Origin of the sequence: Halorubrum xinjiangense, assembly GCF_049604745.1 — an archaeon.
Classification (GTDB): Archaea; Halobacteriota; Halobacteria; order Halobacteriales; family Haloferacaceae; genus Halorubrum; species Halorubrum xinjiangense_A.
In genome coordinates this window covers 2,523,604-2,546,659 of record NZ_CP187140.1, presented here as the reverse complement: position 1 = coordinate 2,546,659, position 23,056 = coordinate 2,523,604, and the positions used below count along the sequence as shown (strand labels likewise).

Annotated in this window: 22 protein-coding genes and 1 pseudogene; 13 read left to right on the top strand and 10 right to left on the bottom strand. The window is 54.3% G+C overall.

Features of this window, described 5'->3' with window-relative positions; translation table 11 throughout:
* Window positions 1-55: 55 nt before the first annotated feature.
* A complete protein-coding gene (locus ACOZ35_RS14000) occupies window positions 56-940 on the top strand; it encodes an IS1595 family transposase (RefSeq protein WP_424013737.1) in 885 nt (294 codons plus the stop codon).
* 938 nt (window positions 941-1,878) lie between these two features.
* Here ACOZ35_RS14000 and ACOZ35_RS13995 read toward each other — a convergent pair.
* Complete coding sequence (locus ACOZ35_RS13995; RefSeq protein ID WP_424014142.1) at window positions 1,879-2,811, bottom strand: NAD-dependent epimerase/dehydratase family protein; 933 nt, start codon at window positions 2,809-2,811, stop codon at window positions 1,879-1,881.
* A 162-nt stretch (window positions 2,812-2,973) separates the two neighbouring features.
* On the opposite strand from ACOZ35_RS13995, the gene ACOZ35_RS13990 reads away from it, so the two are divergent.
* A complete protein-coding gene (locus ACOZ35_RS13990; protein ID WP_424014141.1) occupies window positions 2,974-4,419 on the top strand; it encodes a lipopolysaccharide biosynthesis protein in 1,446 nt (481 codons plus the stop codon).
* Window positions 4,420-4,454: 35 nt separating this feature from the next.
* On the opposite strand, the gene ACOZ35_RS13985 is transcribed toward ACOZ35_RS13990, so the two are convergent.
* Genes ACOZ35_RS13985 through ACOZ35_RS13975 form a run of 3 tightly spaced genes read right to left on the bottom strand, consistent with a single transcriptional unit; the run spans window position 4,455 to window position 8,072 of the window.
* Window positions 4,455-5,654: a glycosyltransferase gene (locus ACOZ35_RS13985; protein ID WP_424014140.1), complete on the bottom strand. Its 1,200-nt coding sequence runs from the start codon at window positions 5,652-5,654 to the stop codon at window positions 4,455-4,457.
* 1 nt (window position 5,655) lies between these two features.
* Complete coding sequence (locus ACOZ35_RS13980; RefSeq protein ID WP_424014139.1) at window positions 5,656-6,912, bottom strand: oligosaccharide repeat unit polymerase; 1,257 nt, start codon at window positions 6,910-6,912, stop codon at window positions 5,656-5,658.
* On the bottom strand, window positions 6,909-8,072 hold the full coding sequence (locus ACOZ35_RS13975; RefSeq protein WP_424014138.1) for a glycosyltransferase: 1,164 nt from the start codon (window positions 8,070-8,072) through the stop codon (window positions 6,909-6,911). Before ACOZ35_RS13975 ends, ACOZ35_RS13980 begins: the two co-directional genes overlap by 4 nt.
* Window positions 8,073-8,485: 413 nt before the next feature.
* Here ACOZ35_RS13975 and ACOZ35_RS13970 point away from each other — a divergent pair.
* Window positions 8,486-8,836, top strand: a pseudogene (locus tag ACOZ35_RS13970) (UTP--glucose-1-phosphate uridylyltransferase); the annotation flags it as partial.
* Between the two features lie 189 nt (window positions 8,837-9,025).
* On the opposite strand, the gene ACOZ35_RS13965 reads toward ACOZ35_RS13970, so the two are convergent.
* Window positions 9,026-9,325 (bottom strand): winged helix-turn-helix domain-containing protein, encoded by a 300-nt coding sequence (locus ACOZ35_RS13965; RefSeq protein ID WP_424014137.1) that lies wholly within the window; start codon window positions 9,323-9,325, stop codon window positions 9,026-9,028.
* Window positions 9,326-10,067: 742 nt separating this feature from the next.
* Here ACOZ35_RS13965 and ACOZ35_RS13960 point away from each other — a divergent pair.
* The 5 genes from ACOZ35_RS13960 (at window position 10,068) to ACOZ35_RS13940 (ending at window position 14,979) form a co-directional block, all read left to right on the top strand.
* Entirely contained in the window at window positions 10,068-10,544 is a 477-nt protein-coding gene (locus ACOZ35_RS13960) for a hypothetical protein (protein WP_424014136.1), read from the top strand.
* A 47-nt stretch (window positions 10,545-10,591) separates the two neighbouring features.
* On the top strand, window positions 10,592-13,450 hold the full coding sequence (locus tag ACOZ35_RS13955) for a plasmid replication protein RepH (RefSeq protein WP_424014135.1): 2,859 nt from the start codon (window positions 10,592-10,594) through the stop codon (window positions 13,448-13,450).
* Complete coding sequence (locus ACOZ35_RS13950) at window positions 13,450-13,707, top strand: hypothetical protein (protein ID WP_424014134.1); 258 nt, start codon at window positions 13,450-13,452, stop codon at window positions 13,705-13,707. Before ACOZ35_RS13955 ends, ACOZ35_RS13950 begins: the two co-directional genes overlap by 1 nt.
* Window positions 13,700-14,350, top strand: a complete 651-nt coding sequence (locus ACOZ35_RS13945) for a restriction endonuclease (RefSeq protein WP_424014133.1) — start codon at window positions 13,700-13,702, stop codon at window positions 14,348-14,350. The genes ACOZ35_RS13950 and ACOZ35_RS13945 overlap by 8 nt, the downstream gene beginning before the upstream one ends.
* A gap of 128 nt (window positions 14,351-14,478) precedes the next feature.
* Window positions 14,479-14,979: a PaaX domain-containing protein gene (locus ACOZ35_RS13940; protein WP_424014132.1), complete on the top strand. Its 501-nt coding sequence runs from the start codon at window positions 14,479-14,481 to the stop codon at window positions 14,977-14,979.
* A gap of 122 nt (window positions 14,980-15,101) precedes the next feature.
* Here ACOZ35_RS13940 and ACOZ35_RS13935 read toward each other — a convergent pair whose 3' ends face one another.
* The 3 genes from ACOZ35_RS13935 to ACOZ35_RS13925 all read right to left on the bottom strand — a co-directional run bounded on the left by ACOZ35_RS13935 (window position 15,102) and on the right by ACOZ35_RS13925 (window position 18,330).
* Window positions 15,102-16,256, bottom strand: coding sequence for an RNA-guided endonuclease TnpB family protein (locus ACOZ35_RS13935; protein WP_424014131.1), 1,155 nt, complete (start codon window positions 16,254-16,256; stop codon window positions 15,102-15,104).
* Between the two features lies 1 nt (window position 16,257).
* The gene (gene tnpA / locus ACOZ35_RS13930) at window positions 16,258-16,647 is read right to left on the bottom strand and encodes an IS200/IS605 family transposase (RefSeq protein ID WP_424014130.1); all 390 of its coding nucleotides are present in this window, start codon (window positions 16,645-16,647) and stop codon (window positions 16,258-16,260) included.
* A gap of 435 nt (window positions 16,648-17,082) precedes the next feature.
* Window positions 17,083-18,330 carry an RNA-guided endonuclease InsQ/TnpB family protein gene (locus ACOZ35_RS13925; RefSeq protein ID WP_424014129.1) on the bottom strand — a complete coding sequence of 416 codons (1,248 nt, stop codon included), beginning with the start codon at window positions 18,328-18,330 and terminating at the stop codon, window positions 17,083-17,085.
* A gap of 55 nt (window positions 18,331-18,385) precedes the next feature.
* On the opposite strand from ACOZ35_RS13925, the gene ACOZ35_RS13920 reads away from it, so the two are divergent.
* The 4 genes from ACOZ35_RS13920 to ACOZ35_RS13905 all read left to right on the top strand — a co-directional run bounded on the left by ACOZ35_RS13920 (window position 18,386) and on the right by ACOZ35_RS13905 (window position 20,314).
* On the top strand, window positions 18,386-18,709 hold the full coding sequence (locus ACOZ35_RS13920) for a hypothetical protein (RefSeq protein ID WP_424014128.1): 324 nt from the start codon (window positions 18,386-18,388) through the stop codon (window positions 18,707-18,709).
* A 67-nt stretch (window positions 18,710-18,776) separates the two neighbouring features.
* Entirely contained in the window at window positions 18,777-19,265 is a 489-nt protein-coding gene (gene mntA / locus ACOZ35_RS13915; RefSeq protein WP_424014127.1) for a type VII toxin-antitoxin system MntA family adenylyltransferase antitoxin, read from the top strand.
* Window positions 19,262-19,720, top strand: coding sequence for a type VII toxin-antitoxin system HepT family RNase toxin (gene hepT / locus ACOZ35_RS13910; RefSeq protein WP_424014126.1), 459 nt, complete (start codon window positions 19,262-19,264; stop codon window positions 19,718-19,720). The genes mntA and hepT overlap by 4 nt, the downstream gene beginning before the upstream one ends.
* A 123-nt stretch (window positions 19,721-19,843) precedes the next feature.
* Complete coding sequence (locus ACOZ35_RS13905) at window positions 19,844-20,314, top strand: restriction endonuclease (RefSeq protein ID WP_424014125.1); 471 nt, start codon at window positions 19,844-19,846, stop codon at window positions 20,312-20,314.
* A 587-nt stretch (window positions 20,315-20,901) separates the two neighbouring features.
* On the opposite strand, the gene ACOZ35_RS13900 is transcribed toward ACOZ35_RS13905, so the two are convergent.
* Window positions 20,902-21,444 (bottom strand): DUF7342 family protein, encoded by a 543-nt coding sequence (locus ACOZ35_RS13900; protein WP_424014124.1) that lies wholly within the window; start codon window positions 21,442-21,444, stop codon window positions 20,902-20,904.
* Window positions 21,445-21,827: 383 nt separating this feature from the next.
* On the opposite strand from ACOZ35_RS13900, the gene ACOZ35_RS13895 reads away from it, so the two are divergent.
* Window positions 21,828-22,367, top strand: a complete 540-nt coding sequence (locus ACOZ35_RS13895) for a DUF7342 family protein (protein ID WP_424014123.1) — start codon at window positions 21,828-21,830, stop codon at window positions 22,365-22,367.
* A 366-nt stretch (window positions 22,368-22,733) separates the two neighbouring features.
* Here ACOZ35_RS13895 and ACOZ35_RS13890 read toward each other — a convergent pair whose 3' ends face one another.
* On the bottom strand, window positions 22,734-23,054 hold the full coding sequence (locus tag ACOZ35_RS13890) for a hypothetical protein (protein WP_424014122.1): 321 nt from the start codon (window positions 23,052-23,054) through the stop codon (window positions 22,734-22,736).
* Between the last annotated feature and the right edge of the window lie 2 nt (window positions 23,055-23,056).

Sequence of the window (23,056 nt, the reverse complement as noted above, 5' to 3'; positions counted from 1 at the left end):
TGTCGCTGTGGAGTCGAAGAGGACAAGGACACCGCGTCAGCGGTGTCCGACACGAATGATTCCGCTGGATGTGTTTGGGTCGGAATCGGTCGCAGCGGACCTGTTACAGCAGGTTCGCTGGCGTGACGGCGTTTCCTGTCCTCGCTGCCGTTCTGACCGAACGGTCAGAAACGGCAGCTATGGGCAGTTTCAGCGGTATCTCTGTAAGGATTGCGGCCGCACGTTCAACGACAAGACCGGCACGATCTTCGCTCACTCGAAGATCGCACTCCGCAAGTGGCTGTTTTCGATCTACGCGTTTTTGCGGTTTAACACGAGTCTCAGGCAGTTACAATGCGAAATCGAGGTCGCCTACAAAACGATTCACAGGCGTGTCGAGCGCTTCGCTGAAGCGCTCGACGCGCCGTCACTCGATCTCCGCGGCCCGGTTGAAATTGACGAGTTCTACGTCTCTGCCGGCTTGAAAGGCCGCGAGCGCGACCAGTGGTCGCGCTCTCGCGGCCTCTCTCGACGCGGGCGCGGAACGTATGATCAAGACAAACCGCCCGTGTTCGTTCTCGTGGATCGTGGCACCGAGCAACGGTACGTTGTGCCGGCGAAATCCGCAGACGAATCGACGATCCGGCTCCTGCTGGCAGACCGCCAGCAGGAGCCTCTCACTGTCTATACAGACGGATTTCGTGCGTACGATCCGCTTACTGAAGACGAGCAATTCGACCGCGAATACGTCGTTCACGGAGACGGTGAGTACGCCGACGAGACGGTCCACGTGAACACCTGCGAGAGCCACGCGTCGCTGGCGCGACGGTGGCTCTCGCCGCATCGAGGCATCTCAAAAGATCGCCTCACACAGTATCTCCGAGCGTTCCAACTCAGACGAGAACTCTACCGCAAACCCGGACGAAAAGCGCTCAAACACGCCGTCAAAGCAACTCTCTGAAATCAACAATGTGCTACACAAGAGCGATAAACCTAACTATCGTCCGAGAATCTACATATGTATTCTTCCAAAGGGAGACACAAAACTCGCGCGGTTCGTCGAACACCTCTCCGGTCCCAAGTTCCCGTTCCGCGAATCAACTGGTGCGTTCCAGAAAACCCGTCGACGAGCCTACAAAGGACGATTCCGAACACCGACAAAAGCACCGAAGTACGCCTCGTGGGCAGCGACCACGTCCCGACGCTGTTAAGCGCGCTGTTTAACTCGAAGAGCTCACCGACGACATCGCTGTCCGCGACCCGATACCGGCGTGGTGACGTGTTCGGAGCTTCCTTGATGAGATCAATCACACACATGAGCGTGACACGCAGCAACAGCGGCACCAATATTCGGTCATCAGTCTGGTTGCTCTAACAATATGACGACGGCGATCAGCAATAGATACAGAACGACAACAGGTATACTTCCGGTGCGACGAATGGGAGTACAGCGACACCAGCCGCAAGTGCTCCACAGTCGGCACGTAACGAGGGTGCTCACGAGATCGCCAATTCAGCAATCACTGTCAGCAGCGCGATCCGAACTATCCATGACACTGATCCCAAAATATCCATAATCTCAAAACACCTATAGCGGTACTCCAAGATTGGCAGGAGCACAGATGATCGCTCAGTTTTGGCCGTTAATATCACTGTGAGATACCTTTTGTTCGGGATTATCCCGATGAGAACCATCCCGGCAGCGATCGCGCCCGTACCGGTCAGCACGGCGCTTCGCAATCGCTGAAGCCGGGGCAGAAGTGCTGCTCCAACTGGAGCTAACACCGATTTTAATAAGGTTATAACAGTTTATTTGTAATATGTCCAAATCTTAATTCTATGTAAAATAAATTTTTGGGTGGCATTAATTATGGCTGCTTATGTCCAGTGTATCTAGTACTAATTTGTGCTAGTGGTGTCGTTAATATACGATTCACAGACCATTTCGATGCCCTCCTCAAAGGAGACCTGCGGCTTCCAGCCGGTGGCCTCGTGGAATGTCGAGTAGTCGGCCATCGTGTCGTGGACGTAGCCGTCGAAGGGGCACTCGACGTACTCCGGGTCGATATCGGTACCGAGCGCGTCGTTGATCATCGCGACCATCTCGTTGAATGAGTACGCCTCCTCGGTGCCGACGTTGTACACCCCCGTCAGCTCGTGGTCGGCCGCAAGCTCGCAGGCGCGGGCGACGTCGGAGACGTACGTGAAGTCGCGCGTCTGCGTGCCGTCACCGAACAGTTCGGGAGCCTCACCTGAAGCGATGGCGTCGGCAAACTGTGCGACCGTGTTCGCGTACTCCCCTTTGTGTTCTTCGTTGCCGCCGAAGCCCTGGTAGACGGAGAAGAAGCGGAGCCCGGCTACGTTCATCTCGTGGTGATTGGCGTAGTACTCGCCGTACCGCTCGCGGGCGAGCTTGGAGGCTTCGTAGGCGGTGTGGGCCTCCACGTCCATGTCGACGGGGGAGGGCTCGGTGCGGCTCCCGTAGATGGAGGAGGTCGAGGCGTAGACGACCGTCTCGCAACCATTCTTGCGGGCGCGCTCGACGGCATTGACGAACCCCTCAACGTTGACGCGACAGCCGCGCTGGGGGTTCTCCTCGTGCATGTTCCGCGAGGAGAGCGCGGCGAGATGAAAGAGGACATCGACGTCGACGGGGAAATCGTTGTCGAGGACGGAGGCCTCGACGAACTCAACCTCGGGATCGAGGTTCTCGGGGGTGCCGAGGTAGGTATCGTCGACCGCGATCACGTCGTTGTCGCTTGCGAGGCGGTTCGCGAGGTTCGAGCCGATGAACCCGGCCCCGCCCGTGACGAGGACGCGTTTTTCTTGCATATGGGTGCGATATTGTGGCAAATATATCATGGCTTTGATTCCGATATCAAAACACCGCTGATTCCATGCCGGCAGATGCCTAATCGATTGGGCGTAGAATCAACCAACATCTCTAATCAGAATCTACGTATTTATTGCCAAGGCACTATCAGAGAAAAACGAATGAAAGAGAGGTCTGACCAGAGTTTTCTCACGCTCTTCGGTAGAGACTTTGGATTATACACACTAGCTAATGCCCTCCCAGCGATCCTTGGATTAATTGGTGTAATGGTTTTTTCGAGGGTTTTTGATCCCGCACCATACGGACGATATTCGCTTGTTCTGGTAGTAGTTATGACAGTTTCAACTGGCGTATATAGCTGGCTGGAACAGTCTGTTCTCCGATTTGAATCAGAAGACGTGGAAATACTTCCAACGGTTGAGGCGATTCTACTATACCTCACAATATTTGTATCGGTTATATCTCTTCTTGTGTTCACAATTATAGAGCCAGCGATTGGGCAATATCGCCGATACTATCTTGTGGCAGTAGTGTCCGTGGTGGGGGTAGGCACGTTTGACGTGCTTCGAGCTTTTTTCCAAGCAAATCTCAATCCAAGATATATTACATATTTTCAGGGGATTAATTCTCTTCTCAAACTACTGGTTGGGGTTGTTATCTCCCTGCTTGTTCTAGAAAATATCGTTGGCTGGATGTGGGGGACCGCTCTCGGTAGCATATTTACTATTGGCGTAATGCTCCACATGCTAGATGTCGAACTGCCATCATTGGATACAGAGATTGCTAAACAGTTATTCCGATATGGGGCACCAATGGTAGGGTGGTTGTTTGGTCTGACTCTCTTGAATTTTATTGATAGAGTTATTCTGGAGTGGCTGAGTGGTGCGTCAGCTGTTGGGATCTACTCATCAAACTATTCGCTTGTCCATACGGGGCTCCCACTGGTACTGAATCCAGTCATTCAATCATCACATCCGGTAATAATGGATCGGTGGAATGGAGAGAATTCAGAGGAGGTCTCCGAGTTAATCACCAAGTATAGTCGGTACTTTCTGTTAATCGGTGTCGGTGCGACAATATTTACTGCAATAATAAGTAAACCCCTGAGTAGCGTAGTCCTTGGGCAATCATTCCATGAAGGCTATATAATAATTCCAATAATCGGATTGTCTCTGTTTTTTTGGAATATTGCAATGCTTGGCCACAAAGGGTTAGAGCTTAAATCTATGACAGAGTTTATGACAGCAGGAATTCTAATATCAGTGATATTAAATATACTGCTCAATTATTTGCTAATTCCGCAATTCGGATACGTAGGTGCTTCATTTGCAACTTTGATTAGCTCTCTTTCATATCTCATATTCTCCATTGGGTCTTCTAAGTATACCGTCGCTTGGAGAGTACCTAATAGTACAATTAAAAATATACTGGTCTCAGGCACACCCGCAGTGGCACTAGGGGGGGCAGTTTATTTAATCCAAGGCTCACAACTTCTGTGGATTGTTTTTGCCGGGTTTGGCGCATGTGGCTTATACATTCTCTCACTAATCAGTTTGAGAGAGGTGAAGATTGGAGACATTAAGCAGTTAGTTTCCAGGGACAGATAGTCTAACGTTGATACAATAAGGAATACACAGACGTATTAATCAAAACTAGTTTGAGAGATACACGATTCAATAATAGATCTCAGTTCGCTTCCAACTTTATTCCAAGTATATCTGCTCTCGATAAGCACTCGGGCATTTTTTCCAATTAACTCCCGTTTTTCACGATCCGAAATGAGATCTAAAACCGCTTGTTGGAATTCGGATGATGAGCCGACAACAAGCAGGTGGTGGCCATCAATAGCTTCAATTCCCTCTCCAGCTACTTCAGACGCGACAACAGGCTTCCCGAGAGCCATCGCTTCTAAGACCTTATTTTGTAGGCCAGCCCCATGGCGCATCGGGGCAACTACAATATCTGCACGGTTAAGATACGTTACAGGATCTTCTACAAATCCAGTAACAGTGATGCCCTCCCTACTGTCCAACTCCCAAATTTCTTTTTCAGGGCTAGATCCGACAATAAAGAATTGAGCGGACTGTTCAGATTCTCGTATTTTTGGGAAAATTTCAGTTGCGAAATATTTAGCAGCGTCCTTGTTGGGGAAGTAGTCCATCTTCCCGAGAAAAACAATTACTGGTTGGTTCCTCAAGTAATAATCGGGTAGATCGTACGTTAATAGGTCTGGTTTTACACCGTTTGGAAGAGTAGAAATTTCCTGATTACTTTCTCCATTAGTTATATGTAGAAGATCCTCTTGTGTAGTAATAATTGAGTGGTCAAAAGTATCGACAATTGATTTTTCATACCGCTTCAATCGACGCCATTCGATAGGATAGATCATCCGCCACAGTCCAGTTGCGTCCGATGTAGCCTGTTGATAGTTTCGGGAGATTGCATCAACGAGATCAACGATCCGAGTCGTATCTCTATTTTTTACATATTCAGTTGTCCGAACATGATTACAATATAGAAGGTCAAATAGATTTTCATTCTTATTTAACCAATTGTTAACCTCATTAAACATGTAGTAATGAGTCTGTAGAGGCTGAGTCGAAAGGATTCCACGGGCCGCATTTGTATAGAATTCGGATTTTGGATATTCGAACAAGTGTACAGCGTCAAATACCTCTTCAAGTTGAGAGAGTGCTGACTGATCAGTCGGAGATTCCTCAATAACTAAGAGCTCCACCTGATGTGATTTTAACATCTCCTTCGCGGTGTAAAACATTCGTAACTTGGCACCGCCCGTAAGCGGATATGGAAGCCTGGAGCAGAGAGATAGTACGCGTGCCATACTATAGTTTATTTATTATTATTAATGCGGCTACTGTGGTGATAAATACTGGCCCAATTGTAAATACAAACACGCGAGTTCCCCAAGTAATGGCAGTCGGTAGGATAACTAGTAAGATGTAGAGTAGGACGGGGTAAGAACCAGCAGTTAATCCAGTAGTATTTTTAATTTTATATACCTGTTTAATTATCACCCCAAAAACAGTAGAGAATATGAACAGACCCGCTGTTCCAAAGTTGAGGTAGATCTCTGCGAGTACTGTACCAGATACTGCGAAGTTTTCTCTGTCAGTACCAACAACAATTTTTTCTAGAATATCACCGACTGGCTTGGACTTACCAGGATAGTTGAACCAGACAGCAGTAGAGAATGTTTCACCCCAGTAGAACGAAGTGGATTCAGGTACCTGCTGGAGAAGGATGAGGAATGCTTCGAATCGATATGTATATATTACTTCACTAACAGGTAGTGAAGAAAAGTTCCCAGTCAAGTACTCAAACAGAGGTACAGCAAGAATTAGGAAAAAGCCGACAATGCCGGTACTAATGAAGGTCAGGCCGCGTATCTTGTAGACGTTCTCATGAAAGTATATCACTAAACACCCAAGTACAAATCCGATCAATAGACGCTCCCGAAACGAAATGGTATACGCAAAAACGACCAATGAAGCGATATAAATAAGTCTCCGAACCACCTGATTTCGAGGCAATTCACCAACAGCAGATCCTCCAAGCATCAAGGCATATCCACCGAAGACAAGTCCCCAACTCAGAACACGGTACCGTGCAGTATTGGGAACCACCTGAAACTGTAGTCGAGCATCAATTAGCAACATACGAACAAAACCGCCGTTAACGGTTACGTAATAATAGTAGGGAAGAAGCCCAAGAAGTAGCAAAAAGAATCCAGATAGAATATAGTGTTGTGGCGGAACTTCAGAAATGAGTCTATTAAACCGAGATCTTATGCGGATATCTGGAGCCTTAATAAATGACACACATATGACTGTGAAACTAAGAGATGATAAGAATAGAGCCTGTGACAAGGTTGTTTGCGGTGTTGTAGTAGTAAGACGGAATTGTTGAGTGACCAGTAAATACATTCCGGGAATTACGAGGAAAAATGAGAATATAACAGATGTTATAATAAGTGGGTGAAGGAGGTCGTCTTTTGAATAACCAATATGTAAGGCTAAAAGAAGTGTGGTGGTGAATAATACAAGAGAAGTAGCTGATACCGCTAGTGGGAAGAAATTCATCTTAGGGTATTCGAGACAGCCGTCTGTATCTCCTGTTGAAATCTCGCCTTGCTGAATTTTTCACTCTTTGAGGAAAGCTCTGATTGAATAGTATAAGTATCGACATTGTTTAATGTATTGTCAATAGTTTGAACCGCACTATCCAAGTCATCGTACACCAACCGGGGATCCTCACCAACGATCTCTGTTTGGCCTCCAGAATTGTGAACAAAAGGAACAGCACCGCCCGCCACTAACTCCGCGACGGCCATTCCGAAGTGTTCGAACTTCTTTGCGTGGAGCCCATATCTATGCTCCTCAACCAGTTTTACAAGTTTATTTCGGGGTAGACGGCCCTCAACCGATATGTATTCACGAGAATGTGCCGCAGACATCACCTTTTCACCATACTCCTTGTCAGATATCCCGCCGATAATGTGTAAATGGATGTCATGTCCCAGCTCTATGAGCCTATCAAACACATGTATCATGAACAATTGCCTCTTTAGCGGATGTACCCGACCAATTGAAACAAACCCAGATTCCTTCTCGTCCCACACTAACGGTTCAAACGCGGATACATCAATCGGAGGATACACAACAGACACATCAGTGTTATAATGCTCGCTCACTAAGTCGGCGGTCCATTGTGAGTTTGTTATTGTATGTGTATTCGGACCAAACTGTTCACTTGACCCGATTATGCGCCGGCAGAGGTCGTGGTACGAACGGTATTTCCAATCAGCAGAACGTGGATCAAATTTGCGATATACCTTCGGATGGTATCCGGGAAAGTGTATGTATTGTAGTGTTCTATCAGGGTGAAAAATTTCATTCCATGTGCTAAATAATAGATCAAAGTCTTTTGAAATAGAATCTAAGTGTCGTTGTGCCAAAGAGTGTTTTAATAGACCTAACTCAGTATTTGGAACTATCTTGCCTACGATGTTTGATACTCGGTCAATGGTAGGCTCTAATCGAGGGAGAGGATTCTTAATGTTTATTTCGGACTGGTTGAGACTGGTCCCATGAAATTTATTGAGTGCCTCGATATCCACCTCATCAGTAGTAAACAGGGTAATGTCGTGGTTAGAAGATAAAGCCTCAAGCGCCTGGGTACAGACACCTTCCCCACCGCCGTCCAACATAATTGTTGGATGAAAGACCGCTAGGCGTGCCATTTGAATGTTAATTCTGGTAGTACCGTGTAAGTGCTTCGGCTTGGTTTTCTTATTGCCTTTCATATTAATTACGTGTCTTAGAATTGTTATTATACAGATCAAAGTAATCTCTTGCGACTAGCACGAAGGTTGGGACTCGTCAATGTCTACGGCGAGTAAGAAGCTGGTGACGATTAATAACGACTGCTCTATTGAATCTAGTGACGGCACACGAATCACGATCCCTGAGGGCACGATTATTTTGCTCTTCAGTTTTGATGATTTAGATTGATCCATCCAATGATTTCGATTTCATGCTCAATCTCAGCGACAACATCTTCGAGACAAACCCCAAGACGTTGTTCGTAGTCAGCGCAAGGATCGCGCAGAGGCCGCCTTCCTCGTCGAGGGGGGTTTAGTGGGAAGACGCCTCTAGATACGGTGTCTGTGACACCAACCAGTACGGCGAGATCATAGACTTCGTGGAAAATCCCAGCGGATCCGCCAAGCAACCTCGTAATCACCGGATTTGTGCCTTCACGCTGGCAATTATCCACGCGTATCATCTCGTTCACTCCTTGAACCTGGACGAGTACGGGATTAGCGACGCGGTGGGTCTGTTCATCCAGTCGGGCTCCACGACCGACGCCATCGGACTAGGCGGCTGGCGTATCGACATAGGGTACCGCGACGATTACTACGAGGCCGAAGGTCGCATCCCCAGCGACGATGCCATCGGGAACACTGACGACGACGCTGAAACGGTCGTCGGATCCGACGGGTAGGCACTAGAGACGAGAGGAACCGTGACCTGTTCGTAAGACTTGCCGGTATGTGTGTTGTCGGTACCTATCGCTCAATGATCGTCGGGAATAGAACGTTATTAACCAACAACTAGCATCAAATAGATACTGTGTTGGTTAAACAATACACACCGATTTGGAAGATGTCGCCGGTAACTAGGAAGCTACTATTTAGTGGTCAGAAGCAGCGTCTTCAGTTGAATCACTATGGGCGCCTCTACCAGCTTCTTTGTCGATATACCGCCAGTCTTCAGTATCTAGATGTCCTTTTAGATACTCCTCACCGTCTTCCGTAATTACATACGTTGCATCACTAATCTCTCGGATTAAGCCCTCTTCTTGCAGTTTTCTACATCTTCTACCGATGTATGCTCGACTGAATTTGATTGGGCCACCTTTCATCATTTCTGTGGGCGACGCGGCTTCATTTTCATGAAGATACTCTAAAATTCGATCATCAACCAAAGTCATCCAATTTCCCGAGTGCCGTAGCATGGTGACCATTTCTATCGTAGTGTGTGTAATTAGTTCGGATAGTATTATTCAGAACATTCTCTTCTGTTAAACACGATCCGAACTTATAAGTTACAAGCGGTATTATTGGAAACCACAGAGCCCAGTGACGAACCCTCGGCTCGTGAGAAAGTGTAGAAACCCCGGCCGCGGTGTACTAGCACCCAGCCGGGACGGGTTCTGTGCCGCAACACAGAACCATGCTAATGCTGGCAACTGCGGGGCTTAAGCCCTGCGAGACGGCTGACGGATCGAACAGTAACAGCTCCGACTGTAGTTTGTGTGAAAACCCAGCTGACGGTACGACGCTGCCTTCGACAGCCAACTCTGTACAACGTGCGCTGCGACACGCAGCGTCGACGAGGACACCGTAGGGGGCCACAATGTCTATCCCTAACACCGAGAATGACCCCATCTCGCTTGCCGATCTCTCAGCCACCCACCGCGACCTACTCTGGGTGCTCTCACAGACTGGCCCCAGCGAGAGCGGCCCACTTTACCACGCACTCACCGACTACTACGCCAACGAAATCGACCAAGCCCGAGTCTGCGACACACTCGAGGAGCTCATCGAATACGACCTCGTTACCAAACAAACCCACAACACGACCGAGTACCGACTGACCGAGTCGGGCCGTCGCGCACTCTCTGCGCGCCAAGCGTGGGAAGCTGGCACTCGCAACGCTGCGGGAGGACACGAATGACGCGACCCGACGACCCACAAGCCGCAGATCTCTCCCAGCTCACGCGCATCGGACTCGACACCAACCACCCGACCTGCCAAGTCTGCGGCCAACCCCTCAACGAAGGCGACGACATCACCGCCTACGCCTACCGCGCGGCCGGCGAACCCGCGTACGCGATCGGCTACATCATGTGCGGATCAGATATCCACGAACACCCGACCGTCTTCACCCGCGGTGTTCGCGAGTACGTCCTTACGGGTCACATCGGGACATGTTCAAACACCCGAACGCAATCCACAACGTTCGTCCTCCTTGATCCGACCCCGGTCGTCACGAGTCCCACGACGACCACAGAACCACACGTCCACCCGGACGCCCCAACACCACGAACCCCGACCCAGCCAAGACAGCAGGAGCCTACCCCCCTTCTCACGGCGGTTCGAGAACACGCCCGCTCTGATGGTGGCTCCCCACGCGAGGGGTCAGAGTAATGCTGGCCGATCTGCCCCACCAGCCCATCACCAGCAGGTGATCGCCTGTGGGACCACGCCAGCCCTCGGCCCGCGAGCGAGGGGTCCGGCTCGTCAGCCACAGCACGGACATCTCCACTGAGGGGATCACTTGTCCAGCAGTCTCGCCCCGGCTGACCGAGTGGGTACCAGCCCTCCTCGCCAAACTCAGGCCATACACCGAGCGGACCATCCGCGAGCACGCCACCACGGATCCGTGGCGGACGAGCTCCCAGCTCCTCGCCAAAATCCTGCCAGCGTGGCACCACACGGACAACTCATGGACCGACGACGTCGCCGAAGCCGTCGCGTACACTCGCGCGATCACGACACTCGCGCTCACCTACGGAGACGAACCCACCGGTACACGCAGTCCGTACCACCAACAGCGACACGCCAACCTCACCGACACGGTCACCAGCATCGGCACGGGGCGCGGGCCAGTCAACGCCGATCTGGGCGCGCTCGCGAAAGGACCAGTCGCACTCCATCGCGAACTCGATGACCACCCTACCGCCCTCACACTCCTGTTGGACGGCGACGCGTGGACCAGCCTCACCGACCGCCGCACGGGCGTCCGCGCACTCGCGGCGATTGCGGTGCTCGCCGACGGGTTCGACGTCAGACTCGTCGCCTCCCCCAGAGTCCACCGACATCTCTCGAAGCGGTATCCCAACTGGACCGAGTGTCACCTCGATCTTACTGCTAGCCGGGATCGGTCCCCCCACATCGACCACGTCCAGATTGTCGAAGCCGCGTGGGAGGCTATCCGTGATCTCGACACCGAACCTGGAAAACGCCGCCTTCTCGGGAACCTCAAGACAAAATACACCCGGAGCTACCGGGATCTCACCACCGATCACGCGATCGATGTCGCTGAGGGCACCATTAGCAGATACGTCCTCGATCTCGAAAATCGTGACTTGGTCACTATCGACCGCCGTGGCCAGCACAACACCGTCCAGCTCACCGACCTCGGAGATCTAGCCGTCCAGCAGTGTCTCGACGACAACAACGACCTCCTCCACCCGGATCAGCGCCGGCTCGATGGGTGTCTTACTGCGACCCCTCAGCAATCCACAAGTACAGTGTCGCCCCGCCGGGGAGGTAGGGAGACACCCACAACCGACGAGTGGGTGGCAGCAACCGGTGATCCAGATGAAGACGCCGACTACGTTCAGTGGCTCACTGGCCCTGCGAACACCCAAAACCACCGCCACGAACGATTCACCACCGTCGCCCACGACGAGACCATCACGCTCGTCGACGACCAACCCCACTCGTTCGATGACGGCCGCGTCGCGTACCTGAGCCACACCAACGACGAAACCCACATCGTGCTCCAGTGGGGTGGGCCCCTCGCGACGTTGGGACGTCTCGCGGGCGCCTTACTCAGCGAGAAAGCCCCCTCGAAAATCCTCTCCCCATCACGACTCGGTCACGAATTCGAAGCGATCGCTGACGACACCCAAGTGTATCCAACAGACCGCATCCTCCGCCGTGGCCACCAAGTCGGCTGGTACAGCAACGCCGAAACCACCTACGAAGCGTGGCGCGAGCGAATCACAACGGTTCGAGACCGCCTCCTCGCGCAAGTCGCCGAACTCACAACAAGCGACGACACGGCAGCCCGCACCAACCTCTTCGAAGATCTCCACGGGCTGATCGCCTCAGCCACCCAGCTGTATCACGCAGCCGGCATCGATCTCACGACCACCCTTAGAGTGCCCGATACCGACGCCCTCGCACGCAACCCTACCCACCTCCAGGACCTCTGTGCATTCCTCGCCAAAACTGCCCCCAAACAGTCCGTTTACGGGATTCATTCAGGCTATCGGATGCTGTTCGAAGACCGGCCCGCAAAGCTGTGCCGGCGACTCCCCGCCGAAACGGCCCACGACGCGACGATGGATCTCACCATGTCGTGGGTGGTTGCCGGCCCGACGATCACGGAACTCCGCGACGAGATCACCGATACCCTCGCTACAGAACTCACGACGGTCCGAGAAGCAATCGCCGACGGTACCGAACAAGCACCGCCGCTCGAAATCCCGGTCGTCGACGGGACGACCTATCCCGCCATCCGGCGGGTGATCGACGAGATCGCGATGACCCACGACGCCCAGTGGACACCCCGCGAGCGCCAGCGACTCGTGCGGCTGTGTCTGCGCTCGTTCGGCCCGGCGGACACCGACCAAGCGTGTCCGTACGACGTCGTGGAGAGCCTCCTACAAGCGCTGAACGAGTCTCGAACGCCGACGCTGGCCGCGGTCGAGCGCGCAGCGGCCACACTCCCACCGGAGCGCTTCCGGCCCGAGCTCACGCCGACGGCGACGAAGCTGTACGCCACTCTACTGCGAGCCGACGGCCCACTCGGCCGCTCGGAGCTGATCGAGCAAGCAGACATCTCCGCGAGCAGCTATGACCGTCGCCTGAGCAATGTCCGCGATCTCGACCGCGTCACGCCCGTCCAGCAAGGGGGCCACCGCCGGTGGACCACGACGACGCCGACGCCACACCCGAAGACACCCCCAGTGACGGCGTGGCTCCCAGAAAGAAGCGATCTGACCGCGCCGACGCTGGTGACGCATCGACAGTCAACCACACCCACTGGGCCGAACAGCCCGGCTCCCGACCACACGGGGAGAGACGATTGCGGTGGATGGGACAGACAGCCACCGATCTCGATCCTCACTGAACCCGGCGGCGACGCCGATGACACCACGCATCCGATGACGACCACCAACCAGAGCCGACAGCTGAACAGCCACGCCCACCAGCTCCCAGCCACCCGAGACCACCCACACGACACCATGACACCGACACCACATCCGACGACAGCAGTCGCAACGCCACAAACAGAACTCCCGAATGGGGGTGATCAGTAATGAGCGACCAAACACTCGATCTCGAAACCACCATCAGACGCGATCGCCCGACAGCGACGGACGGACGTATCCAGGTCAGCACCGACAGCACCGACATCACAGAGGGATCGCGTGTCCTCCTCGGCTTCGGCGATGACCGCGAGGTCACCTTCGCCGTCCTCACGCCGAGCGAGGCCCAAACGATCGCCACAGCTCTCGAAGACGCAGCCCAGCAGGCAGACGCCGCAGACACACTCGAGGACCCAACCGATGAGTAACGACAGCCCTGATTTCACGGACGAAATTGACACCGTGGGAACCCCCGACGGCGAGGATCCGGACCACGATCCGACCAACGGTCGCTGGCTCGAGACCCGGGTCGCCGAGACACTCGAGCAGTGGGGGTACAGGACAGCCCGCAACGAGTACTGTTTCGGGCTCGAAACCGACGTGATCGCCCGCCGGGACAGACTGCGTGGTGATCCTGACGATTTCCTCGTCGTTGAGTGTAAAGACTGGCACCAAGTCCCGGTTCAGCGGGACGCCGTCGAAGCAGTCGCGCTGCGGGCCGCCCTCGCGCGAGCAATGCCCGTCCTCGCTGTCTCCCGCCGCGTCAGTGCGAGTGCGTGGCGGTTAGCCCAACTCCTCGACGTGCGGATCGTCACCGAACAGGATCTCCACAAAGGCCAACTCCCACCGCTGACTGAACGCCGGCCGCCGAGCGGAACGCTCCACGTACGGCGGGAACCGTTCATCCACGACTTGCGTGACCGATTACCACTCCTAGTCCACCGTCGAAGCGGTCTCGATATCGAAGCCCCTGTCTTCCACATCGCGGATCACGGTCCGTGTTACGTGCCGGACCGAACGGGTAACGACGCGTACGTTAAGGCCGCCGACAGCGACTACGAGTTCGGATAAGTACGGTGGTAGAGGGGGTAGACGACCTTTCGTAGGGTATCCTGAATATGCCTCCTTACAGTCACACAAATCTGACCACCATGATACTTATACATTACAAGCGCATACAAACACATACAGTTAGACTCATGCCCATCGATCTTCGAAGACACGACCCGGACGACGCGATCAATATCCGCCCGGGCACAAACAAAGCCGCAATCGTCAAACTCCTCTATCGGAATACGAACCTTGCGTACACGCCGGCAGAGATACAAAACGCACTTGATCTGCCGCGCGGCACCACGTCGACGACGCTATCTCGCCTCCATGATGACGGACTGATCGGCAAAACGAATGATGGTCTCTACCACGGACTTGAGCGACGGGATGACGTGAGGCGGTTCGCACGGAGCCTCGTTCAACTTGCCGAGATGGCGGATCGGTACCCAGAGCCGGGCCTCACTCCAGATGACGTTGAACAAACTGGTGCGGGCGCACGAAGAGAGATCCCACGTGATCGCGCTGACACCGAAGAGGATCAGTCCGGGGAGGAACCAGCGCCCGCGGACTGGGTCAACAGCACCGCTGCTCCTTCAACAACGGAGAGTAACACTGACGCTGACTCAGCGTCGAGTGAAAGAGAGTAACACGGTGGGATTAGACCGCATACCCCTCACATGACGTACTACTACCCGCAGGGCAGTCTCGTGTTTGCTGCGGATCCAACCGGGGCACATAGCAATCCGCGCCCACTGACATCCTCCCACGGCTAAAGCCGTGAGGTTCCCTCACTGGGGGTTGAATCCACACGTAGCGGGAGGTTCGCAGGTTCGTCGTCACGGGGGACGATGACCTGCGTTTCGGGCTGTGCCAGTACAGCCCCCGCCTCGGACAGCGGTTTCGAGAACTTGCCCAAGGCTCGTTTGCCGATGTTCAGCGCACCGTTCTTGTCGGCGTTGTCGTCCAGCCCACACTCGGGACACTCGAAGCGTCCCTGCGTCTCACGGACACCTTCGCAGGCACAGCGGTTACACGTCTTCGATGTGTCGTATTCCTCAACTAACTGTACGTCGATGCCCGCGTCGTGGGCCTTGTACTCGATGTAGTTCAGCAGGCGGGCGAACGGCATTTTGTGGGTCTTGTCGTTGACGTACCGCCCTTTGTCGTTGTCCGTGCGAATCCCACCGAGATCGCCCACAACGATAACCGCATTCCGTTCTTCAGCATCTTCAACGACGGAACGAGCAATCTTATGGAGGCGGTCGTCCACCTTCCGTGCTTCCGCGTCACCGATCCGCTCGACCACCTGCTGTCCCTGTTGGGGTTTGGCTTTCCCGATGGACTTCCGCAGTTGCTTGTAGTGTTCGCGGATACGACGAACTTCCTCACCGTAGAAGGTGGTCTTGCGGTCGGAGAGGAACGCGCAGGTAGCGACCCAGCGTGCGCCCATGTCGATAGCCAGCACGTCGTCGTACTCGTCTTGGATGGTCACAGACCGCTTCACGACGAGATGCACATACCAGTCACCGTCACGGTACACCAGTTCGCTGTCTCGAAGGTCCCCCTCATGGACGAGTTGTTCGTCCTTGTGCGGAACGTGGGCGGGGCACCAGATGGAGTTACCCCGTCCACGCTCGGGGTCGTAGACGGGGACTTTCACCCACCACGACGAGAGAACGGTGTCCTCGTCGTAGGACACGTCGAACACGTCGTTGCGGAGAACGACAGGCTGTTCAGTGTCGGGGTTCGGATCTTTCTGTCGCTGGACTTTCGACGCCTGCTGGTCGGTCGCGGAATAGAGGTTTCCGTTTCCGCCGTGTACCTCGGTCTGGAACGCCTCGTACTCACGGGCGAGCAGGTCAGCCTTCCTGTTGGTCAGCGAGTGGAGTTTGACCCGCACCGTGGTTGAGACGCTCCGTTCCATACTACTCACCTGCTTGGGCGTCGATGTACTCCTCGATGACTTCGCTGGATACGTCGCCCGCACTTGAGACGAAGTACGAGCGCGTCCACAGCGACGGCAGGCCGAAATCAAACTCATCGCGGAGTTGGTGCGAAGAGTAGCCCTTGACCTGTTGCATGATCTTGTTCGGGGCAAGTGTTGGGTCGCCCGTGATGAATAGGTGTACGTGGTCAGGGCGGATCGCCAGTTCCAGTATCTCCAAACCGAGTTCGTCGGCTTTCTCCTCGATGAGTTCTTTGAGACGGTCGCGTACCTCGCCCTCAAGCACCGATTTGCGGTACTTCGGACACCAGATGAAGTGGTACTGGAGTTTGTGGACGTTGGTACGTTCCCTGTCGAACCCACGAGGCATCGCCAGTATATAGAAATTTCTCACCTAAAGATGTTATGTAGGCATCCAACCCCAACCGTGCCTACGAGTGTGGAAAGACTCCCAGTTGTCGGCTTCATCCCACCCCGTGAACGGGTGGGCTTTCGCCTCGCTACCGCTGTAATCGTGATATCCGATGCTGATCGGCCGTACGTTGAGCAAGAAGCCACGGTTGTATGTCTGACCACACAGGCTGAGTACTCATACGAAGTCACACAGTTGCCCGACGGCGTACTTGAAGGGGTGGAGCTGCGGAAGACAAGTTATGTGATGCCGTGGGCGATTTATACGATTCCACTATCGTCGATCCGAGATAATCTCTCGTCTGGGACCCTCAGTAAACTACCCCACCCTACTCCCTCGGCGCATACGCGCCTCGGTCCTTGAGGGTGGGGCTTTGATGTGAACTCCCGGCAATCAGTCACCAGCAATAGGCCGGTGACTCTCGCCGTTCAACGTCCCACCATTCACACGCAGGTCTACTTCTGCGTCTCCGCTCCCCGACTTGGGCGAGGAACGGAGTCTGTGTGTCCGCTTTCGGGCGTACCGTAGCCCGATATTCTTCGCACCGTTGTAATCCGCGTTCACCTCGTAGCCACACTTCTGGCAACAGAACTGTTCTCCGTGGCGGTTGTCCTCGTGCGTGAACCCACAATCCGTCCGAGAACAGCGTTGAGATGTGTGGTTCGGCTCGACCTGCTCCACGGAAACCCCCTGTTCAGGGCCTTTGTAGGAGACGTACTCGTAGAGGCGTCGGAACGCCCAAACGTGGTGCCACTTCGCCTGCGGAAGCCGCTCTCGAATGTCGGTCAACTCCTCGAACACAATAACGTCGCAGTCGTGTTCGACAGCTTCCGCGACAAGTTCGTTAGCGACCGTGTGGATGTATTGTTTCCGCCACGCTTCTTCGCGCTTCCCGAGGCGAAGCAAGGCGTTGTGCGCGGCTTGTGTGCCACGCTGTTGCATCTCACCACGCCGCTTCTCAAACTCACGGCACCAGTGGTCGTAGTCGTCTCCCTGCCAGAATGTACCGGTCGAGGAGACTGCCAACGAGTTGACGCCGAGGTCGATACCGAGGACCGTTTGGTCGGGGTGCCCGGTATCTTCCGAAACCTCTACGTCACCGTCTATCCGCCGCGTCGAGAGTTGGATGTAGAACTCGTCGTCCACCGCATCGTATCGAACCGTACTTTCGCGGAACTCGTAGTCCTCGGAGAGAACGTACCGCTCGTAGGGCGTCGGGCTGTCTGCCGGGAGAACGAACGATGGTTCTACCCGCCCCTCGACGGTTGCCAGCGATACCTTGTTGCGGTAGAAGGTCGCGCTCCGTGCGTCGTAGTCCATCGTTTCAGCGGTAAACGTCGGGCAAGAGACACGCTGCCCTTTCTTCCACCGTTCGACACACGCTTTGACGGCTTCGACGGCGCGTTTGATGGCGGCTTGGACGAGTTGTGCCTGTAGGTCTGTCCCCTCTCGAAGTTCGGAGTAGAGTGCGTCACGAACCTGTCTCTTGTTGGTTCTACACTCAGTGTAGGTGGTGTTGGACCAACAGTAGTCGGTGGTTCGGTTCGCGCAATACAGGTATTGCTCGGCAGTTCGGTGGAGTGCATCACGTTGCTCGTCGGAAAGGTCGAGTTTCACGACGGCAGTTCGACGCACGTCCATAACTTCAGAGAGTACCAGACGGTACTTATACCCTTGGGAGTCAGTCAGTCGCAGTATGCCGGTTGTGTCGTACCATGTCGGTTTCTTCTCCGGCCTACTCACCCCCTTTGCTACGCTTCGGTCGCTCCTTGAGGCCGGAGGCTCCACCTCGAAAACGCTGACTGAGCGCCGGCCTCCGAGTGGAACGCTCAACGCGCAGCGAGAACCGCTCATCCAAGACGTGCGTGACCGGCTCCCGCTTCTGGTTCACCGTCGAAGCGGTCTCGATATCGAAGCCCCTGTCTTCCACATCGCGGATCACGGTCCGTGTTACGTGCCGGACCGAACGGGCAACGACGAGTACGTCAAGGCCGCCGACAGCGACTACGAGTTCGGCTAGGAACGGGAGAGCTGGGTAGCGGGGGTTCCACCTGCGTTTTATATCATCTGAGAATGTACCTTGGAGTATGAGAACCGTTGAATCGACCACTCTCGAGAGCCACTTCGATGTTGGGACTGTTCAAGCTGTGCTCCGAGAGCATCCGGTCCGGCTCGCGATTCTGTTCGGTTCGCACGCCACTGGGACGACCCACGATGCGAGCGACATCGATCTTGCGGTCGAGTTTGATGAACACGAGCCGGCAGATCGAGGATACAACGAGGTGTTCCTTGGGCTAAGCGTCGATCTTAGTGATGAATTGAACACAGATGACGTCGATCTCGTTGATCTCAACACAGTCTCTCAACCACTCGCAACTGCGATATTCGAGAATGGGATCCTCTTGGTCGGAAACAGCGACCACGTCGCCGAGCTACGCCGTGAACTTACAGCGAGCGGGAACGACCAGCAAACGCCTCGTGATCGGCTCGAGACGGCCCTCGACAGAATTAACGACCATCTGGATACTGATGATTCTGGACCCCCTGCTACTGGTGAGGTAGAGAGCGACGGATGACAGACGAGGGCCTCCCGGCAGATCGGCTCAATAAGATACTTACTGCCATCGAAACAATCGAAGAAAGTCTCGGTGTTCTTGCTCGCAAACAGCGCGTCGATCGTGCAGAGTACAAGATGGACTCGGACACACGCGATATCGTCGAACGCCGGTTTGTGAAGATGACCGAGGCAGCGATCGATATTGCCGAAGAAATCGTCAAACACGAACAGGGCCATCCACCAGCAAGCAACCCGGCATCAATGCGGGAACTCGGTGAAATAGGCATTCTGTCGGGATCGCTGGCCGAAAAGATGGCACAGGGCGCTCGATTTCGGAACGTGCTGTCTCACACGTATGGGAACATCATCAATCATGACGTGGTGTACAATGCGCTACAAGACCTGGAGCGATATCGAAGCTTCGTGGAGGCAGTTCAAGTATATCTTGAATCCAGCGACGTACTCGATAGCTGACGCTGTGTCGCGACGCGACTCACGATCGCTCAAACAAAGGCCGAACCCCACGCTGGCTCTTCGAGAGAAATAGTATTTTGACTATGTTTTCCCAATACGCGGCTATTCGGCCTCGAAACCGACGTGATCGCCCGCCGGGACGATCTCCGTGGTGACCCTGATGATTTCCTCGTCATCGAGTGTAAAGACTGGCACCAAGTGCCGGTCCAGCGGGACGCCGTCGAAGCAGTCGCGCTGCGGGCCGCGCTCATGCGGGCAATGCCCGTCCTCGCTGTCGCGCGCCGCGTAACTGAGAGCGCGTGGCGGTTAGCCCAACTGCTCGACGTCTGGATCGTCACCGAACAAGATCTTGACAAAGGCCAGGTCCCACCGCTGGCTGAACGCCGGCCTCCGAGTGGAACGCTCAACGCGCGGCGAGAACCGCTCATCCAAGACGTGCGTGACCGTCTCCCGCTTCTAGTCCACCGTCGAAGCAGCCTCGATATCGAAGCCCCTGTCTTCCACATAGCGGATCACGGTCCGTGTTACGTGCCGGATCGGACGGGTAACGACAAGTACGTCAATGCTCGCGATACTGACTACGAGTTTGGCTAGGAACGAACACTAGGGGGATCACGGACCGTCCCGCATGGTGAGGCGAGTAGCGAGGGCGTCCAACATCTCCCACAGAAGTCCAGACACCGAACCTGCGTCGAATGAGACTGGTTCGTACGTGTATGGCTCATTCACGTCTTCGCGTTCCTGAAAGTGAAGCAGGCCGTCGATATGGGGATTCGGTTCACAGTGGAAGCCACAATCGAAGCCGGACGATTCGCTGTAATGAAGTGTATAGTATGCCTGAATCGGCGTTCGCATCCACGTATCACTCGTGCGATCAGTGTCCTCTGGCCCGGGTGACGGGTCTGGAAGCCACGTGAGTCGGAGGGAGGCAGTCGATCCCGAACGACCAAACCAGGACGGATCAAGCGCAGCCTGTAGTTCTCGATATTCACTCGGTGGCTCACCTGTAACCGACAGCACGGCGGGATGTCGCGCCAACTCGCCACGCAACTCGCGAAGGATACGATGTCGATCCCGTCCTGATGTGGTCCCGCCATCGGAACGGACACCGTCTGCCTGGGACTGAGAATCAGCAGATTGGTGACGTGGAGACTGGATGTCCGGCGCCTCCGACTCATCAGTCATACGGTGAGCGACGACTGGTCAGAGGACCACGTATCGTAGTTTGTGATCGCATCTTGGACGAGAGAGAGGTGATACCGGGCGAGTTCCCAGTCGCTTGCGACCTGCGTGAGTTCATGCGCGTGCTCGGCAGAGACAGTCTCTGCAACCGCTCGTTCCCGGAGTATGTCCGGCGTGTTAGCATCGTATTCTGATTTCCAAACCGCGATATCGTCTTTTAATGCTGCGGCCTGCTCCGAAAGCTCTTGTTTCGTCGTCCCTTCAAGTAATTCACGAATATCGCGGAGTCGAGTGTACAGTGGATCCGGATAGTAGTGCCGGGCCCCACTATCGTCGCTTTCCGCCACGACACCGAGGTCAACGAGTCGGCGGAGGTGATCCCGTGCCGTATTCGGGGACACGGCTGCTTGCTCTGCGATCCACGGTGCAGATCGGGGCTCCGAGAGCGTCATCGTCACCGACTTGACTCGATCAAACGCCGATGCGTGTTCTTTCCAGGTCTCCATCCAGCCAGCGTCGTTGGGCGGGTCTGAAGGTGACATACGTGGTTGTACCGCCTCGACAGTAATAGTTCTACCCCCACGCAAAATATTGCGTTATATTTGTGACCACAAGAGTACTGATGGTGTGGGTCGAACACAACAGTGACAAGCCAACCGATTTCCCCGTCGTCGAGTGGAAAGACTGGCACAAAACGCCCGTCCAGCGTGACGCTGTCGAAGCGATCGTACTGTGGGCCACTCGTGTGGGATACCCGTGCTCGCTGTCGTACGCCACAATCCGTGTTACATGCCGGATCGGACGGGTAACGACGAGTACGTCGACGCCCGCGACACTGACTACGACTTCCGGGTAGAAGTGGTACTAGAGGGGATCTAAGAAACACACAATTATTTGTGTCTGTCGCATATAGATAAGACCAGTAATGAATAACGCAAATAGAGAGGCGTGGAAAGACAGGTATAGCGGGCGTGAGCGGGTTCGAATGGTCGTTGAGACACTCGATGAACCTGCGACAGTCTCCGATATTGCAGAGGAAGCGGATGTCGCGTGGGGAACAGCAGATAGTGAACTAGAGGCCCTTGTGGCAGGAAATAAAGCAGAAGAACACACCGTCGACGGACAGACGAGATATGCGCCAAACCCAGTACAGACGCTCATTGAGGAGGTACTTGACCTCATTAGCGAGAACTCTCGTGATGAACTCGAATCGACCCTTGTTGAACACACCGCTCAAGTCGAATCACTAGCGGAAAAATACGAAGTCGAGACCGCCTCCGAGCTGCGCAACAAGCTGGTTGAAGAAGACCTCACGACAGCGGAAATGCGTGCCATTCGGAATGCTGCTTCGACGTGGGAGGCTCTGGAGACAGAGACCCGTCTATTGAAACATGCACTACAACTCTACACAGATGTCACTCAGCTCTCTGATTCCGATAGCGACGGACACAGTGCGATCGCCTGATATCGATGATCTTTCTCGCCAATAGAGACGGACTCGATAACAAACGAATCCATCGGCGAATCAAGAACCGGCTCCAAAGTGATTCAGTATTCAGCTCCGTCCAACTTCGTGTCTCAACTCCTCGAGAGCTGGGGCCCTATCGAGTCACTGCGGAAACGGATCCAAAAGATTTCCTTGGAGACTCTAGGTACCCAATCAAACGTGTCCGACTTGAGATCGGCTTTGATGTAGAGCTCGATACTGACGCTGACTACTACTGGATCAGCTGGATCGAACCCGAACGAAGTCTTCTGCTCGGCTGGCATCAAGATGACGACCATCCAGAACATGGAGAAGTCCACTTCCAACTGAACAAATCAGACAGCGTTACGCTTCGGGAAAGCGCAGAATACATCGATAAGCATCCAATGGCAGTCGTCGAAGCACGATTGGACCAATTGCCAGATGTGATACATGCGGTAGTGTGGGAAAATGGAACGGCCACTGACATAAAATAGTATTGACATTCTTCTCCGCATAACTGAACAGGATCTCGACAAAGGCCAGGTCCCACCGCTGACCGAACGCCGGCCGCCGAGTGGAACGCTCCACGTACGGCGGGAACCGTTCATCCAAGACTTGCGTGACCGGGTGCTGCTTCTGCTGTGCCGCCGAAGCGGACTGGATATTGAAGCCCCTGTCTTCCATCA